Source organism: Pseudomonas sp. LABIM340 (assembly GCF_040017195.2).
Taxonomy (GTDB): domain Bacteria; phylum Pseudomonadota; class Gammaproteobacteria; order Pseudomonadales; family Pseudomonadaceae; genus Pseudomonas.
In genome coordinates, this window is record NZ_CM200227.1 from 2,960,365 (window position 1) to 2,973,964 (window position 13,600).

Sequence of the window (13,600 nt, forward strand, 5' to 3'; positions counted from 1 at the left end):
TGGAGCGGGGCTGAGGCTCCGCTCCACGTTTCCGTTTGCCGCGTCCATGTCCGCTCTTGGCCGGAACCCGTCGCCTGGTGGAAAACCAGTGGGCATCGTTCGACGCCTCTTTGGCCGCTTGGGGCCTAGCAGGAGCTTCCTTCCCCTGAGGGCGATGGCAGTTGCACTGCGCGCCACTCCTTGGGGCTGCAACCATAAAAGTCGCGGAAAACCCGGCTGAAATGCGACATATCATTGAAGCCCCATCGAAAGGCGACTTCAGAGATGCGCAGCGTTGAGCAGAGCGGGCTCCGCAGCTCGGCCCCGCAGCGTTCCAGGCGACGACGCAGGACGTATCGCATCAGGGAACTTCCCTCGCGCTCGAACAGCTTGCCGATGTAACGAGCGGAGAGGCCGGTCGCACAGGCGATCTGCTGCGCGCTCAGTGCAGGATCGCGGAGGTTGTCGTTGATGAAGATCTTCACCCGCGTGAGCGTCAGCATCTGCGAGCGGGAGTGATCGGGGGCGAGGTTCTGCAGGTTGCCCAGCGTCAGGGCGATGAGGTGGGTGGCTGACTCCGACAGTCTGGCCATCTCCTGCGGCGTGAACTCTCCTATCTGCGTGCTCAGTGTTTCCAGGAAGGAGCGAAGTACTCGCCCCGTCGGATTGTCCAGCGAGATGCGTGTAGCCGTCCGGCTCTCCATGTCCACCACCAGCTGGTTCAGGCTGGCCCGCGGGACGCTGACGATGATCTGCCGCCAGTCACTGTCGAAGCTGAGGTGGTGGGGGCGGGTCGCGTCGTAGATCGAAAGCTCGCCAGGGCCGATCTTCGCCCGGCTGTCGCCTTGCTCAAGGCACTCGCTGCCTTCCAGCATCAACACGGCGAAGTACTTGTCCTCCTCGCGACAGCGGGGGTGAAGGTGGCGGCGGTTGACGGCCTGCGCCGAGGCGCCGACGTCACTGACGCGCAGCAGCTCGCACTTCTGCGAGCGCACGCGGCCGAAGAATGCCGGATTGGGAAGGGCGCCGATTTCGACATCGGCGAACAGCCGCAGGATCATTTCCCGCCAGTAGTCGACCCGATCCTGGAACGAGTTGCTGAGCGTTGCCAACTCGATGCGGTCACTGGACCAGAGCGCTGGCGATGACGCCGGCTCTGCCCCTGGTTGGTTGTCCATCGTCGATGCACCCCTGTTGTTCATTACTTTTCAGGATGAATCCGTCGTTGCCTTCGCTCGCAGAGGCCGACTCGAAGGTTTCGTCTGCCGGGCTGTTGCGCCCTTGAGTCCTTCATACAACAGCAATCGGTTGCTCGCCAGCAAACCGGACGCAAGGGCCGTTCGAACCAAGTTGTTGTTCCGCTTCAGCCAAGAAGGGCGCCGCTTTGAGTTTCATGCTTGAGCCGTGACAAGGAAGACCTGGCGAATGAGCCAGACGTCGGACCGCCACCCTCGACAGGGGCGGGTAATCAGGACGGTCACGGACCTCAATGCCCTCCGGGGCTCCGGCTCAAGGCAAAACCATGAAAACAACAAGATCCCTGTTTTGCGAACTGAAACGCTCCGCCCTCGCGGGGCTGATCCTGATCGGCGTGTCGTTCTCCACCCTGGCGGTGGAGGTAGCACCGGGTGACTACGAACAGTACCCGGCAGGTGCAACCATCGGCCTGGTCTATTACCAGCACGCGACGACGAATGCGCTGCGCAGCGACGGCCATTCCGCCAGCTCGGATTTCAATATCACCTCCGACGTCGGGATTCTGCGTCTGCTGCACGTCTACCAGCTCAGCGATACGGTCACCATCGATCCGCAGGTGCTGTTGCCCTTCGGTCATCTGTCGGGCAACGGCGACGCATCGCCGCTGGGGGATACCAGCGGCACGGGTGATCTCATCCTTACCGCACCGATCAAGGTGCTGCTCAACGATGCCCGCGATGTCTTCAGCGTCAACGCCTATCTGTTCGCGCCCACCGGCAGCTATGACAAGAACGATGCGCTGAACCTGGGGGAAAACCGTTGGAAGGTCGATTTCCAGAGTGCCTACATCAAGCACTTCAGCGACAAGTGGGCCGTCGACCTGATCGGCGATGTCATCTGGTACGCCAACAACGACGACTACGGCCCGGCCTCGCTCAAGCTCGAGCAGAAGACCTCCTACAGCGCCCAGCTCATGGGGCGGTACATGCCGGACCGGGCCACCGATCTCAGCCTGGGGATCGGCCAGTTGTGGGGCGGCGAGACCCGTGTGGAGGGTGTCGATCGGGATGACCGCCAGCGCACGACCAACTTCCGCGTTACCGCCAGCCGTTTCGTCACCCCCAAGGACCAGCTGCAGCTGCAACTGGGCCGCGACCTCGCGGTGGAGAACGGGCCGCGCGAAGACTTCCGCCTGAACCTGCGCTACGCGCACATCTTCTGACGCAGCACCTTCTGACACAGCAGCGCCCGACTCGCACCAAGGCCGGCATGCCGGCGAACTACAACAAAAACTGTGAGGCTTCCATGGAATCAGCAATCGATAAGCATCTGCTTTGCCCCCGTTCGCGCGCGCGCCGCGTCGATGATGACTACACCCCTCCGTTCCCGGCCTGGGTCGGCCGCGCGGATGCCGCGATCACCCGTTACGTCATGGCGTATATCGGCGTGCAGAGCAAAGGTGAAAGTCAGCTCGGTGCCGCCTGCTCCGCGCTGCGCATGATCGTGGAGAACCTGAAGCACGCTGACGGTCCGCGCCATCACGACCTCGCCCATTACCGGGATACCGACGGCTACGACAACATGATCGCCATCGCCTACTGGGATGATCCCGCCGCCTTCGAACGCTGGAAAGCGGACGATCGCAACGGCGCGGCGTGGCCCTCGCACCTCAATGCGAGTAGTGGCCTTGGGTTCTTCCGCGAAGTCATCACGCCCGGTGTGGAGCGCTTCGAGACCTTGTATGCCATGCCGGAGGGCATGGAAGGCGTGGGGCTGGCGATGGGCTCCCGCAGCAACGAGATTCAGGAGCACGGCTACTGGGGATCGATGCGCGACCGCATCCCGATTTCGCAAACAGACGCCATGACGCCGTCGGGTGAACTCGCCTTCAGTCACGCATCGGAAATGGTCAGCGTCAGCGGCCACGAAAACCTGGTGGTGATCCGCTCCGGCCAGGACTGGAGCGAGACCGAAGGCCGTGAACGCGAGCTCTATCTGGGCGAGATGGAACCGGTCCTGCGTGCCGGCATGGACTTCCTGCGCGACCAGGGGCAGCCGGTGGGCTGCTACAGCAACCGCTACCTGCGGCACATCGACGCCAACGGGCAGCCCCAGGAAAAGAGCTTCTCCGTCAGCCACTGGCGCTCGATGTCCCATCTGGAGCGGTGGTCCGAGTCCCATCCCACGCACATCGAGATTTTCGGCACCTTCCTGCGGATGGTTCAGTCGCTGCAGGGCGAACTCAAGTGGAAGGGTTACCACGAAGTCAGCGTGCTGCGGGCGGAAGACCAGCGCTACGAATACCTCAACTGTCACCCCGGAACCGGGCTGATGCGTGGCATCTGAGCGGCCAGTCACGAGGAGATAAATATGAACCACAAAGCAAGCATCTCTGCAGGCACTGCTGCCGATCGCGCGTTCGCCCTCAAGCACGCCCTGGAAGAAAAAGGCGTGGTGCCTGAAGGCTATGTCGAAAACTTCACGCAGGTCATGGAAACCGACTTCGATCCCGCCAATGGTGCGCGCGTGGTAGCCCGTGCCTGGGTTGATCCGGCCTATCGAGAGCTGTTGCTGCTCGACGGCACCGCGGCCTGCGACCAGTTCGGCTACACCGGGGTGCAGGGCGAGTACATCGTCGCTCTGGAGAACACGCCGACACTGCAGAACGTCATCGTCTGCACGCTTTGCTCCTGTACCGCCTGGCCCGTCCTGGGTTTGCCGCCGGATTGGTACAAGAGCTTCGAATACCGTGCCCGGGTCGTGCGCGAATCCCGCAGCGTACTGCGCGAGATGGGGCTGGACCTGCCCGAAGCAGTCGCCATCCGCGTCTGGGACACCACCGCTGAGACTCGCTACATGGTGCTGCCGGTGCGCCCTGAAGGGACCGAGGGTTGGAGCGAGGAAGAACTCGCCGCCCTGGTGACCAAGGATGTGCTGATTGGCATTGCTCGCCCGGAAGTGCCCGCCGCGAACGATTCGACAAGGGAGGTGAGCTGAGCATGGACGGCATTCATGATCTTGGCGGCCTGCAAGGTTTCGGGCCGGTCGCCCACCTGGCCAATTCGCTGAGCTACAAGCCGGTCTTCCACGAGGACTGGGAACACCTGGGCTACAGCCTGCTGTTCCTGGGCGCGGGTGAGCTCGGGCTGTTCAACGTCGATGAGCTCCGGCACGCCATCGAGCGGATGGAGCCCAGGCAGTACCTCGCATCCAGCTACTACGATCGCATCGTCATCGGTGTCGCCTCGTTGTTCGTCGAGAAGGGCCTGCTGAGCCAGGAGCGCCTGGCGCAGCTGACCGGCGGGAGCTATCCGCTGGCCTTGCCGATAGGCCCCGGGCGCGAGGCAAATCCGCCGCGCAGGCCCTTCCAGGTAGGCGACCAGGTCCTGGTCCGCGACGAGTGCGTCTCCGGGCACATCCGCATGCCGGGGTATGTTCGCGGCAAGCGTGGCGTGGTGCTGCATCGCACTCGCCATTCATGGCCTTTCCCTGACGCAGTCGGCCACGGGCGGGACAGCCCGCTGGAACCGACCTACCACGTCCAATTCACCACCCAGGAACTGTGGGGCAATGCGGCGGACGCAGGCACGGTGGTGGTCGACCTGTTTGGCGGCTACCTGCTCCTGGCCTGACGAACAGCTTTTGGGGGCGGCGAGGTCTTCCCGGAAGATCAGCCCCTCGTCGCCTCCGTTTTCTTATCTGCAGAGTGAGACATCAGCATGGCCATACGCAGACCAGACTCCGCTGAGCTTGGTGAGATCGCCAAGAGCCTCGGCATGACCTTCAGCCCATCGCAACTCAACGATTATCACGATCTGCTTCAGGCAAACTTCGATGCCTATGACCTGATCGATAGTCTCCCTGACTACCTGCCGGAAGTGCGCTATCCACGCAAGGATCTGCGTGTGCCTTCGCCGGAGGAAAACCGACTGGGCGCCTGGCAATGCAAGGCGCTCATCCTGGGGAGCGCGGAAGGGGCGCTGGCGGGCAAGCGGGTAGTGATCAAGGACAACGTCGCTGTTGCCGGCCTGCCCATGCTCAACGGTACCTTCACCCTCGATGGCTACGTACCGGAGATGGATGCCACGGTGGTCAGCCGGCTCCTGGATGCCGGCGCAACCATCACCGGCAAGGCCGTCTGCGAGGCGCTGTGCTTCTCCGGCGGGTCGCACACCGCAGCCAGCGGCCCGGTACATAACCCTCGGCGCCATGGCTATTCGGCGGGTGGCTCGTCCTCGGGTTCTGCCGCGCTGGTCGCCGCAGGCGAGGTCGACATGGCCATCGGCAGCGACCAGGGTGGGTCAGTGCGCATCCCGGCGGCCTATTGCGGCGTGTATGGCATGAAGCCCACGCATGGGCTGGTGCCTTATACCGGTGCGATGCCGATCGAATCGACGTTGGACCACCTGGGGCCGATTACGGCCAGCGTGCGCGACAACGCCCTCATGCTGGAAGTGCTGGCTGGCCCGGATGGCCTGGACCCCAGGCAGAACGCGCTGGCACCCGCTGGCGGCTACCTGGAGGCGCTGGGTCGCGGTGTGGTCGGCATGCGCATCGGCGTCCTGCGTGAAGGGTTTGCCCACGCCAACTCCGAGCCCGTCGTGGATGAGGCTGTGCGCAAGACGGCGGATGTGTTCCGCGCACTGGGCGCCACGGTCGAGGAGGTTTCATTGCCTGCGCACAGCCAGGGGCCGGCGATCTGGCTGGCGATAGCGGCCGAAGGAGCCTCCGAGCAGATGATGAAAGGCAATAGCCACGGCTTCAATTGGCGCGGCCTTTACCTGACCGGAATGATGGAGCACCACGCGCGCTGGCGTGAGCGCGCCGACGACCTTCCGGACACCGTGAAGACGACCTTCATCCTGGGGGAGTACGTCAATCGAAACTACCGAGGCCGCTTTTACGGGAAGGCGCAGAATCTCGCTCGTCGCTTGCGTGCTGACTATGACGGCCTGCTGAGCAGCTACGACCTGCTGTTGATGCCGACCCTGCCGGTTCGCGCCACGCCGTTGCCTGCCCCGAACGCAGCGCTGGCCGACGTGCTGGCCCGCGCCTTCGAGATGCTGTGTAACACCTGTGGTTTCGACGCTACAGGCCATCCTGCCATGTCGATTCCCTGCGCCACTCATGACGGTCTTCCGATAGGCCTGCAGTTGGTCGGTCGACACTTTGCAGAGGCGGATATCTACCGCGCGGCCCATGCGTTCGAGCAGACCACTGACTGGCGAGCTCGCCAGTAACTCGGAAGAAGTCTGAATCTCCGTTCCACCGCGCCGACCTCGGGTCGGCGCTTTGCTTTGGCAGCTTCCGATCCATAGAGGTCGCTGGGAAGGAGCGTCTCAAAGGTGGCTGAACGTATTTGGTCGGCTCATCCATCTAGATGATGAAATGTTTGCGAAAGCAGGCGATGCTAGTGGCTATTTGATACCGCCGGTAAAGCTTCGCGTCGGGAAAGGGCGAAGGCTTGAGGCGGATCTGCCTCATTCAGAGCAAGAGCCATCATGAAGAGTCGAGTCATTGGAGTTCTCCTCTCCGGGATAGCGTGTGCCCAGGTCGCCGCCGCAGATGAATGCGACTGCAGCGTCGAGCAGGGTCGGTGCACGGCGAGCATCCAGGTTTCACCGACCGGTACGACCAAGGGCCTGTATGGCGCTGATCTCGCCATTTCAACCAGCGTCAGCCAGTGCGCCAAGGTCGAGTATCACGTCGACAGTACTCCTTACTTCACCGTCCTTCCGCGTGGGGCTGGCGAGGATCGTATCCAGGGGACATCAGCAGAGCCCCTTTCATCCCAGCGCGTGCAGGTCGAGCGCTGTGTGGTCTGTGCGACCAAGGGTCAGAAGCCGAACAATCAGCAGAGTTCCGACCGTGGGAGCTCTACGGCAGAGGATATCTTCGGCAACGCCCTGGATTCCGATCAGCAGTTCGATGCGAGCGCAAAGGACAGGCGCTTCGAAGAGATCGAGGCGAACAATCCCATGCCCAGTTCGGCTTCGCTGATGGGCCTTACGAGTTCCGTGCAGCAGATCCAGAGTGCGGTGCAAGTTCAGGAGCAGCAGGCGGCAGCGCTAAGCGCTTTGAAGGACGCGCAGCGGGAGCTCGAGGCGGCCCGGCAAAGAGGGCCAGGCAGCTCGCAGGGGACGGGTAAAAAGCTCCAGGGCGAGGAGTCCATTAACTATGTTCAGGAGAGAAAACCTTGCATTCGCCCAAGCCCCGAAATGAATTGCGGAATTCCGTGATGATGCCGTCAAGCAGATTTTCTTTCGGATGGCTCGCGCCACTGATCCTGGCCATCGGCGGCTGCATCTCCGTGCCTACCCAGAAGCCTGTTACCCAAGGCATCTTCGAGGGCGCGCCGGCTCAATCGCCTGAGAAGAGGGTGGTGGGCGGGGCGGACAAGGTCGCAGTGGTCCTGATCAGCGAAAACACCAAGGCGAACGTCGAATATCTCAAAGAGCGCAAATCCAGCAAGGAAGACAGCGCGGTGCTGCGCGCAGTAGGACAGGGTGCCACCCTGGACGCATTCGCAGAAGCACTCGACCCCAGCTTCGCTCTGAACTGGATGGCCAAGAAGCTCAAGACCGAGTTCGGAACGGTCAAGCTGGTATCCAGCCCTACGCAACTGGGCGCATCACACTACGACTACCTGGTCGTGCTCGACGCGGTCTTTCTGACGACTACCTGGGGCAAGGACAGCGCGACCGCGAGTTTCACCACGCAATTCTATGATGCGCGCCAACAGCACATCGCCGACGTCAGCAGCTATCGGGATACGCCGGTTAGAAGTGGCGTGAGCGGCCCACATGGAGTGGACCTGTTCCGTGCCAATCATCAGGTACGCGTCGCTGCACTGGAGGAGTGGGGGACCAAGCTTGATAGCTTTATTCAGCAACCAGGAATTCAGAGCGCCGCTTCGAGCGATACCGATGCCTGCGTGGAGGCCGCTCTGGCCGTTCAAAACCCTGCTCTGCGCCAGAAGGCGATCACCGCCTGCAATCCATAGGCACGGCGCGCTTCTTCACGAGCACCTGTTGCTGGCCGATAGCTGCCGCCAAGGAAGGGCAGCTATCGAGGCCTGTGCCAATCACGAACGTCTCCGGCCGGCATCACCCAGCGCTTTGCAGCCTGCGCCGCTGTTTCGCCTTGTACATCTCGCGGTCTGCCAGCTTGATCGCTTCCTCGGCGCTCATCTGGCCTGGGATGACGGCCGCGACGCCGACGCTCGCGCCCGCATAGCTGTAGTCACCCAGGTCGCCACCCAGCTCGTAGTTGCCGATGGTCGCCCTGGTAAGGCGTTCCTGGAGCAATTGCGCGGCATGCTCCATTTCCAGCGCCGGCTCAGCAGCGCTGGCCGTCGGGCCGAGGGCGATCACGACGAACTCATCGCCCCCTGTGCGACCGAGAATGTCGCTTGAGCGAAGGCCGTGCTTCAGCTGGCCGGCCACGCCACAGAGAAGCTGATCTCCTGCCAGGTGGCCGAGTGTGTCGTTGATCTGCTTGAACCCGTCCAGGTCGATCACCGCCACGAGGACGCAGGTCTTTTCCCGCTGGGCCAGGGCAAACAGGTGCGCGAAATTTTCCAGGATCGCGCGCCTGTTGGAGAGTCCGGTGAGCGAGTCGGTCAGCGCTAGTCGGGCCAGCTCGGCATTGGCGCAATGGAGTTGCTCGACCAGCTGCTCGCGCTCCAGCGAATAGCTCAACAACCCCGACAGCAGGTTCAGCAGCGGCTCGGTATCGGGCTGTCGGGCCACCTGATCGGAGCTGGCGGCACAGACCGTGCCGAGCACCTTGCCGTCCTGGCCGCGGATGGGCGCGCTCACATAGGTCTTGATGCCTAGTGCGGCGGCAGCTTCGGAGTCGCCCCAGCATTGCGCGACGTCGTCCGTGTACAGCCGGTTCTCTTCCAGCGCGCGCTTGCACAGGGTGTCTGCCCACGGCACCACCAGCCCTTCGGGAATGACCATGTTGCCGACGTTGCGGGCGAATTCGACGCGCTGGATACCTTCCTCGATGTTGATGGTCGTCAGGTAGGTTGATTCCATTCCGGTCACCTTGCTGAGCAGCGACAGCAATGGCCGCGTCAGTTCTTCGAGCGTTCGTGCCTTGGGAACGGTTTCGGAGAGAAGCGACAGTATCTGATCCATTTCGGTACTTCGGCCCTTGGGATTGATCCGGCGATTGTTAGCGAAACGGCCGTGTACGGAAAGGCCCGGAATGCCTGCCAGACATGCGTTTCTCGCTGATATGTGGCCTGGATCGATTGCCGCCCTTTGCCAGCGACCGCGATTCCCCCACGGATGGCGACGTCGCTTCCTCCCGCTGACTCTCTGGAGGTCTTCTGTACGACTGTACAGAAATTCCTTGCGCGGCCCGAACCTTGCTGATAATAATCTGTACAACTGTCCAAAAGCATTCCGCCAGAGAACGCCTTGGCAGCCGCATTGAGGCGATAACAACTATCAGATGACCACAGGTGCAATTTCGCTTCATGCCTGTACGGTCGTACAAAACTCAAGTGTCTTGCGAGGTGTGGGATGAAGGAAAAGCAACCTGGGGAGCCATCCTCCGGCGTAACCCGTCGTGACCTGGTGAAAGGGACGATGGGCCTGTTGTGGGCGGGCGTACTGCTGGGCGGCCTGCCGTTGCCGGCGTTCGCCGAGCCGAAGAAGGGCGGGCGGCTGGTGTTCGGTCTGGCCGGGGCGTCGACCACCGACAGCCTCGATCCGGGCCTGGCCGAAGACGATTTCATGATGCTGCTGAGCCAGGCGCTGCGCGGCAACCTGGTGGAGATCGACAGCAGCGGTAATGCCATCCCCGAGCTGGCCGAGTCCTGGGAGTCCTCGCCGGACGCCAAGGTCTGGACCTTCAAGCTGCGCAGCGGCGTGCAGTTCCATAACGGCAAGCCCTTCGTTGCCGACGATGTGGTGGCCACCCTCGACTACCACCGCAAGGACGGCTCCAAGTCGCTCTCCAAGTCCATCGTGTCGCAGATCGACGAGGTCAAGGCGGTCGACGATTCGACGGTGCGCGTCAGCCTCAAGGGCGGCAACGCCGACTTCCCGGTGCTGATGAGCGACTACCACCTGAGCATCCTCCCGCGCGGTACCGACGGGCAGGTGGACTGGCGCTCCGGCGTGGGAACCGGTGGCTACATGCTCAAGGAATACAACCCCGGTGTGCGCGCCTTCGTGGTACGCAACCCCAACTACTGGAAGCCGGGCCGCGCCCATGTCGAGGAAGCCGAGCTGATTGCCATCGCCGACTCCGTGGCCCGGCAGAACGCGCTGCTCACCGGCAAGGTCAACGTCATCAACCGCGTGGAGATCAAGACCCTGTCGCTGCTGCAGCGCAGCAACAAGGTGCGCATCGCCGAGGTCACCGGCCTCAACCACGCCACCATGCCGATGATCGCCCAGGTCAGCCCGTTCCAGGACAACAACGTGCGCCTGGCGCTCAAGCACGCGGTGGACCGCGACCAGTGGGTGAAGTCGCTGCTGCGCGGCCACGGCAGCGTCGGCAACGACCATCCCATCGGGCGTCAGCAGAAGTACTTCAACAGCGAACTGCCGCAGCGCCAGTACGACCCGGACAAGGCGCGCTTCTACCTCAAGCAGGCCGGCATGGACAGCCTGGACGTGAGCATCAGCGCCGCCGACGCGGCCTTCGCCGGAGCAGTGGATGCCGGTGTGCTGTTCGAGGAAAGCGCGCGCAAGGCCGGCATCAACCTCAAGGTGGTGCGCGAGTCCAACGACGGCTACTGGATCAACGTCTGGTCGAAGAAGCCGATGTGCATGTGCTACTGGACCGGCCGCGCCACCCCGGACTGGATCTTCAGCCAGATCTACGCCAGCGGCGCTTCCTGGGGCGACACCCAGTGGAACAACGAGCGCTTCGACAAGCTGCTGCTGCAGGCTCGCTCCGAACTCGATGAGTCCCGGCGCAAGGCCATCTACTGGGACATGCAGGCCATGCTCCGCGACGAAGGCTCCACCGTGGTGCCGATGTTCATGAACCACATCATGGGCATGGGCAACGACGTGGTCGCGTCGCCGACCATTGCCGGCGACATGGCGCTGGACGGCATGCGTGCCATCGAGCGCTGGTCGCTGGCGTGAGACGGGAGAGCGAGATGAGCAACCTCGACTGGCATCCGGTCAGCGCCGACGACAGCCGCAGCCTGCGCAACGTCTTCGGCACCTTCATGACCGGCGTCACCATCGTCACCACCCGCGAGGCCGACGGCACCCCGCGCGGCTTCACCGCCAACTCCTTCACCTCGGTATCGCTGAGCCCTGCGCTGGTGCTGGTGTGCATTGCGAAAAGCGCGGGCAGCCTGGCGGTGTTCAGCGCGGCCGAGCGCTTCGCCATCAACATCCTCGGCGACTGGCAGCGTGAGCTGTCCAACCGCTTCGCCGGGCGTACGGCAGACAAGTTCGCCGGGGTCGAACTGCTCTCCTGCGAGGCCGCCGTGCCGTGTCTGGCCGACAGCCTCAGTGTGCTCAGCTGCCGCCGCCACAGCCTGGTGGAGGCGGGCGACCACGTGATCCTGATCGGCGAAGTGCAGCGTTACCGCAGCAGCGTCGGCAGCCCGCTGGGCTACTTCCGCGGCAGCTACATCGACTTCGCCGAAGGCGCCAAGGCCATCCAGGTGGAGCGCGGCAGTGCGCTCAAGGTCGGTTGCCTGATCGCCCGCGACAACGGCGTGCTGCTGGTGCGCGAGGCGGGCCAGGAGCACTGGAGCATCCCCGAGGTGTTCTGGCGCGCCGGGGTGAGCCAGAAGGCGGTGATCGACGAGGTGTTCCGCCGCGTTGGCCTGGTGGGCGAGGTGTCGTTCATCTACTCGATGTTCGAGGAGGCGGGGGATGACTTCACCCGCCTGATCTTCCGCGCCGACGCCAGCGGCGAGCTGGCGCCGGCTGCCAGCGCCGGGCGCGAAGTGCGCCTGTTCCGCGCCGAGGACGAGCCCTGGCGGCTGGTCCGCGGCGACTACCTCACCAGCATGCTCCATCGCTTCTTCAGCGAGCGCCAGGCCGACAGCTTCGGCATCTACTGCGACACCGCCGATGGCGGACGAATCGCCGGCATCGCGGGCAAGCCCGTGCCCTGGCTGGACTGGAAACACTAAGACCACCGAGTGGATAACAACATGGAATTCAACCATTTCCTCAGTTCCTACCTGCCCGATCCGGACGCCTCCGGCAAACAGCTCTATGAGCACATGGTCGAGCAGGCTGTGGTGGCGGAAGAGGTCGGCTACGCCGGCATCTCGATCCCCGAGCACCACCTGATCAACATCCTGCTGGTGCCGTCGCCGTTGCAGATGGCGGTGAAGATCGCCTCGGTCACCCGGCACATCGAGCTGGTCACCTCCATCGCCGTACTGCCGATCCGCGACATGCGTGTGTTCGCCGGTGAAGTGGTGCAGGCCGATGCCCTGTGCGATGGCCGGCTGGTGCTGGGTGTCGGGCGTGGCGCGTTCAAGTACGAGATCGAGATGCTCGGCGTGCCGATGCACGAGACCCGCGAGCGCTTCGACGAATCCCTCGCCGTGCTGCAGGCGCTGCTGACGCGCAAGGAAGTGAGCTGGGACGGCAAGTACTACCAGTTCGGCCCACTGACCGTGATGCCGCGCCCCGAGCGGGAGATTCCGCTGGTGGTGGCGAGTATGGCGCCCGAAGGCATCCAGGCCTGCGCACGCCAGGGCTTCTCGGTGCAGACCACGCCGCTGAGCGGTGACCACCAGATGCTGCTGGACCAGGTCAATGCCTTCCGCCGCGGCAAGGCCGAGGCCAAGCCGAAATCCGCCCGCCGCGCCCGGCTCTCGCTGCAGCGCGCCACCTACCTGGCCCGCAACGAAGCCGACGCCCGCGAGAAGCTGCAGCTGGCCTACGAGTATTACCGGCGCTTCGACAACGTCTTCACCGGCCCCGGCATCGTCCATGGCGGCGGCATCGAGGCGCTTCCGCGCCAGCAGTCCATCGAGGAGCTGGGCAAGAACCTGCTGATCTGCACCCGCGAGCAGATGCTCGACCAGCTCTCGGCCTACGCCGAGGCGGGCATCGACGAAGTGATCATGACCGCCAACTTCGGCCAGTCCCAGGAGGACAGCCTGGACATGATGCGGCGCTTCGGCGAGCAGATCATCCCGCACTTCAGCGCCAACACCACTCAACCCGCCATGACCAATATGACAAAGAGGACTGGCTGATGCCCCTGATTACCGTAGAACTCTTCCCCGGACGCACCCCCGAAAAGAAACGCGAGTTGATCCAGGCAATGACCGAGACCTACCTGCAGGTCTGCGGCGGCAAGGCCCAGGCCGTCACCATCCTGCTCAAGGAAGTGGACCCGGCGGACTGGGGGGTGGGTGGTCGCAGCTACGCCGACATCATTGCAGACGCCAAGACCCAGGCCTGAGGAGGCG

13 protein-coding genes are annotated in these 13,600 nt (G+C 63.5%); 11 read left to right on the forward strand and 2 right to left on the reverse strand.

All coding sequences use genetic code 11. The features are described 5' to 3' along the window. Positions 1-125 precede the first annotated feature (125 nt). Positions 126-1,157, reverse strand: a complete 1,032-nt coding sequence (locus ABKS89_RS13805) for an AraC-like ligand-binding domain-containing protein (protein WP_348589026.1) — start codon at positions 1,155-1,157, stop codon at positions 126-128. Positions 1,158-1,531: 374 nt separating this feature from the next. Here ABKS89_RS13805 and ABKS89_RS13810 point away from each other — a divergent pair, with 374 nt between their 5' ends. The 7 genes from ABKS89_RS13810 to ABKS89_RS13840 all read left to right on the forward strand — a co-directional run bounded on the left by ABKS89_RS13810 (position 1,532) and on the right by ABKS89_RS13840 (position 8,179). Beyond that, a complete protein-coding gene (locus tag ABKS89_RS13810; protein WP_518301046.1) occupies positions 1,532-2,398 on the forward strand; it encodes a transporter in 867 nt (288 codons plus the stop codon). 83 nt (positions 2,399-2,481) lie between these two features. Next, positions 2,482-3,522: a phenylacetaldoxime dehydratase family protein gene (locus tag ABKS89_RS13815; protein WP_348589120.1), complete on the forward strand. Its 1,041-nt coding sequence runs from the start codon at positions 2,482-2,484 to the stop codon at positions 3,520-3,522. 24 nt (positions 3,523-3,546) lie between these two features. Continuing rightward, positions 3,547-4,173 carry a nitrile hydratase subunit alpha gene (nthA, locus tag ABKS89_RS13820; protein ID WP_348589024.1) on the forward strand — a complete coding sequence of 209 codons (627 nt, stop codon included), beginning with the start codon at positions 3,547-3,549 and terminating at the stop codon, positions 4,171-4,173. Positions 4,174-4,175: 2 nt separating this feature from the next. Beyond that, positions 4,176-4,808, forward strand: coding sequence for a nitrile hydratase subunit beta (nthB, locus tag ABKS89_RS13825; protein ID WP_348589022.1), 633 nt, complete (start codon positions 4,176-4,178; stop codon positions 4,806-4,808). Between the two features lie 87 nt (positions 4,809-4,895). Further along, the gene (locus ABKS89_RS13830; RefSeq protein WP_348589021.1) at positions 4,896-6,416 is read left to right on the forward strand and encodes an amidase; all 1,521 of its coding nucleotides are present in this window, start codon (positions 4,896-4,898) and stop codon (positions 6,414-6,416) included. 261 nt (positions 6,417-6,677) lie between these two features. After that, positions 6,678-7,415, forward strand: coding sequence for a hypothetical protein (locus tag ABKS89_RS13835; protein ID WP_348589020.1), 738 nt, complete (start codon positions 6,678-6,680; stop codon positions 7,413-7,415). Continuing rightward, positions 7,415-8,179 carry a hypothetical protein gene (locus ABKS89_RS13840; RefSeq protein ID WP_518301021.1) on the forward strand — a complete coding sequence of 255 codons (765 nt, stop codon included), beginning with the start codon at positions 7,415-7,417 and terminating at the stop codon, positions 8,177-8,179. The genes ABKS89_RS13835 and ABKS89_RS13840 overlap by 1 nt, the downstream gene beginning before the upstream one ends. Positions 8,180-8,282: 103 nt before the next feature. On the opposite strand, the gene ABKS89_RS13845 is transcribed toward ABKS89_RS13840, so the two are convergent. Then, positions 8,283-9,320 (reverse strand): GGDEF domain-containing protein, encoded by a 1,038-nt coding sequence (locus ABKS89_RS13845; protein ID WP_138217029.1) that lies wholly within the window; start codon positions 9,318-9,320, stop codon positions 8,283-8,285. A gap of 456 nt (positions 9,321-9,776) precedes the next feature. Between ABKS89_RS13845 and ABKS89_RS13850 the strand changes: the two genes are divergently transcribed. Genes ABKS89_RS13850 through ABKS89_RS13865 form a run of 4 tightly spaced genes read left to right on the forward strand, consistent with a single transcriptional unit; the run spans position 9,777 to position 13,593 of the window. Continuing rightward, a complete protein-coding gene (locus tag ABKS89_RS13850) occupies positions 9,777-11,291 on the forward strand; it encodes an ABC transporter substrate-binding protein (protein ID WP_242015440.1) in 1,515 nt (504 codons plus the stop codon). A gap of 14 nt (positions 11,292-11,305) precedes the next feature. Next, positions 11,306-12,301, forward strand: coding sequence for a flavin reductase (locus tag ABKS89_RS13855; RefSeq protein WP_348589018.1), 996 nt, complete (start codon positions 11,306-11,308; stop codon positions 12,299-12,301). 21 nt (positions 12,302-12,322) lie between these two features. After that, positions 12,323-13,384: an LLM class flavin-dependent oxidoreductase gene (locus ABKS89_RS13860; RefSeq protein ID WP_348589017.1), complete on the forward strand. Its 1,062-nt coding sequence runs from the start codon at positions 12,323-12,325 to the stop codon at positions 13,382-13,384. Further along, complete coding sequence (locus ABKS89_RS13865) at positions 13,384-13,593, forward strand: tautomerase family protein (protein WP_138217025.1); 210 nt, start codon at positions 13,384-13,386, stop codon at positions 13,591-13,593. The genes ABKS89_RS13860 and ABKS89_RS13865 overlap by 1 nt, the downstream gene beginning before the upstream one ends. Positions 13,594-13,600: the final 7 nt, after the last annotated feature.

Bases quoted from the DNA above. Each gene is read 5' to 3' on its own strand.
- nthA (WP_348589024.1), top strand. From the start codon at position 3,547: ATGAACCACAAAGCAAGCATCTCTGCAGGCACTGCTGCCGATCGCGCG.
- ABKS89_RS13840 (WP_518301021.1), top strand. From the start codon at position 7,415: ATGATGCCGTCAAGCAGATTTTCTTTCGGATGGCTCGCGCCACTGATC.
- ABKS89_RS13835 (WP_348589020.1), top strand. From the start codon at position 6,678: ATGAAGAGTCGAGTCATTGGAGTTCTCCTCTCCGGGATAGCGTGTGCC.
- ABKS89_RS13865 (WP_138217025.1), top strand. From the start codon at position 13,384: ATGCCCCTGATTACCGTAGAACTCTTCCCCGGACGCACCCCCGAAAAG.
- ABKS89_RS13855 (WP_348589018.1), top strand. From the start codon at position 11,306: ATGAGCAACCTCGACTGGCATCCGGTCAGCGCCGACGACAGCCGCAGC.
- ABKS89_RS13860 (WP_348589017.1), top strand. From the start codon at position 12,323: ATGGAATTCAACCATTTCCTCAGTTCCTACCTGCCCGATCCGGACGCC.
- ABKS89_RS13805 (WP_348589026.1), bottom strand. From the start codon at position 1,157: ATGGACAACCAACCAGGGGCAGAGCCGGCGTCATCGCCAGCGCTCTGG.
- nthB (WP_348589022.1), top strand. From the start codon at position 4,176: ATGGACGGCATTCATGATCTTGGCGGCCTGCAAGGTTTCGGGCCGGTC.
- ABKS89_RS13845 (WP_138217029.1), bottom strand. From the start codon at position 9,320: ATGGATCAGATACTGTCGCTTCTCTCCGAAACCGTTCCCAAGGCACGA.
- ABKS89_RS13830 (WP_348589021.1), top strand. From the start codon at position 4,896: ATGGCCATACGCAGACCAGACTCCGCTGAGCTTGGTGAGATCGCCAAG.
- ABKS89_RS13850 (WP_242015440.1), top strand. From the start codon at position 9,777: ATGGGCCTGTTGTGGGCGGGCGTACTGCTGGGCGGCCTGCCGTTGCCG.
- ABKS89_RS13815 (WP_348589120.1), top strand. From the start codon at position 2,482: ATGGAATCAGCAATCGATAAGCATCTGCTTTGCCCCCGTTCGCGCGCG.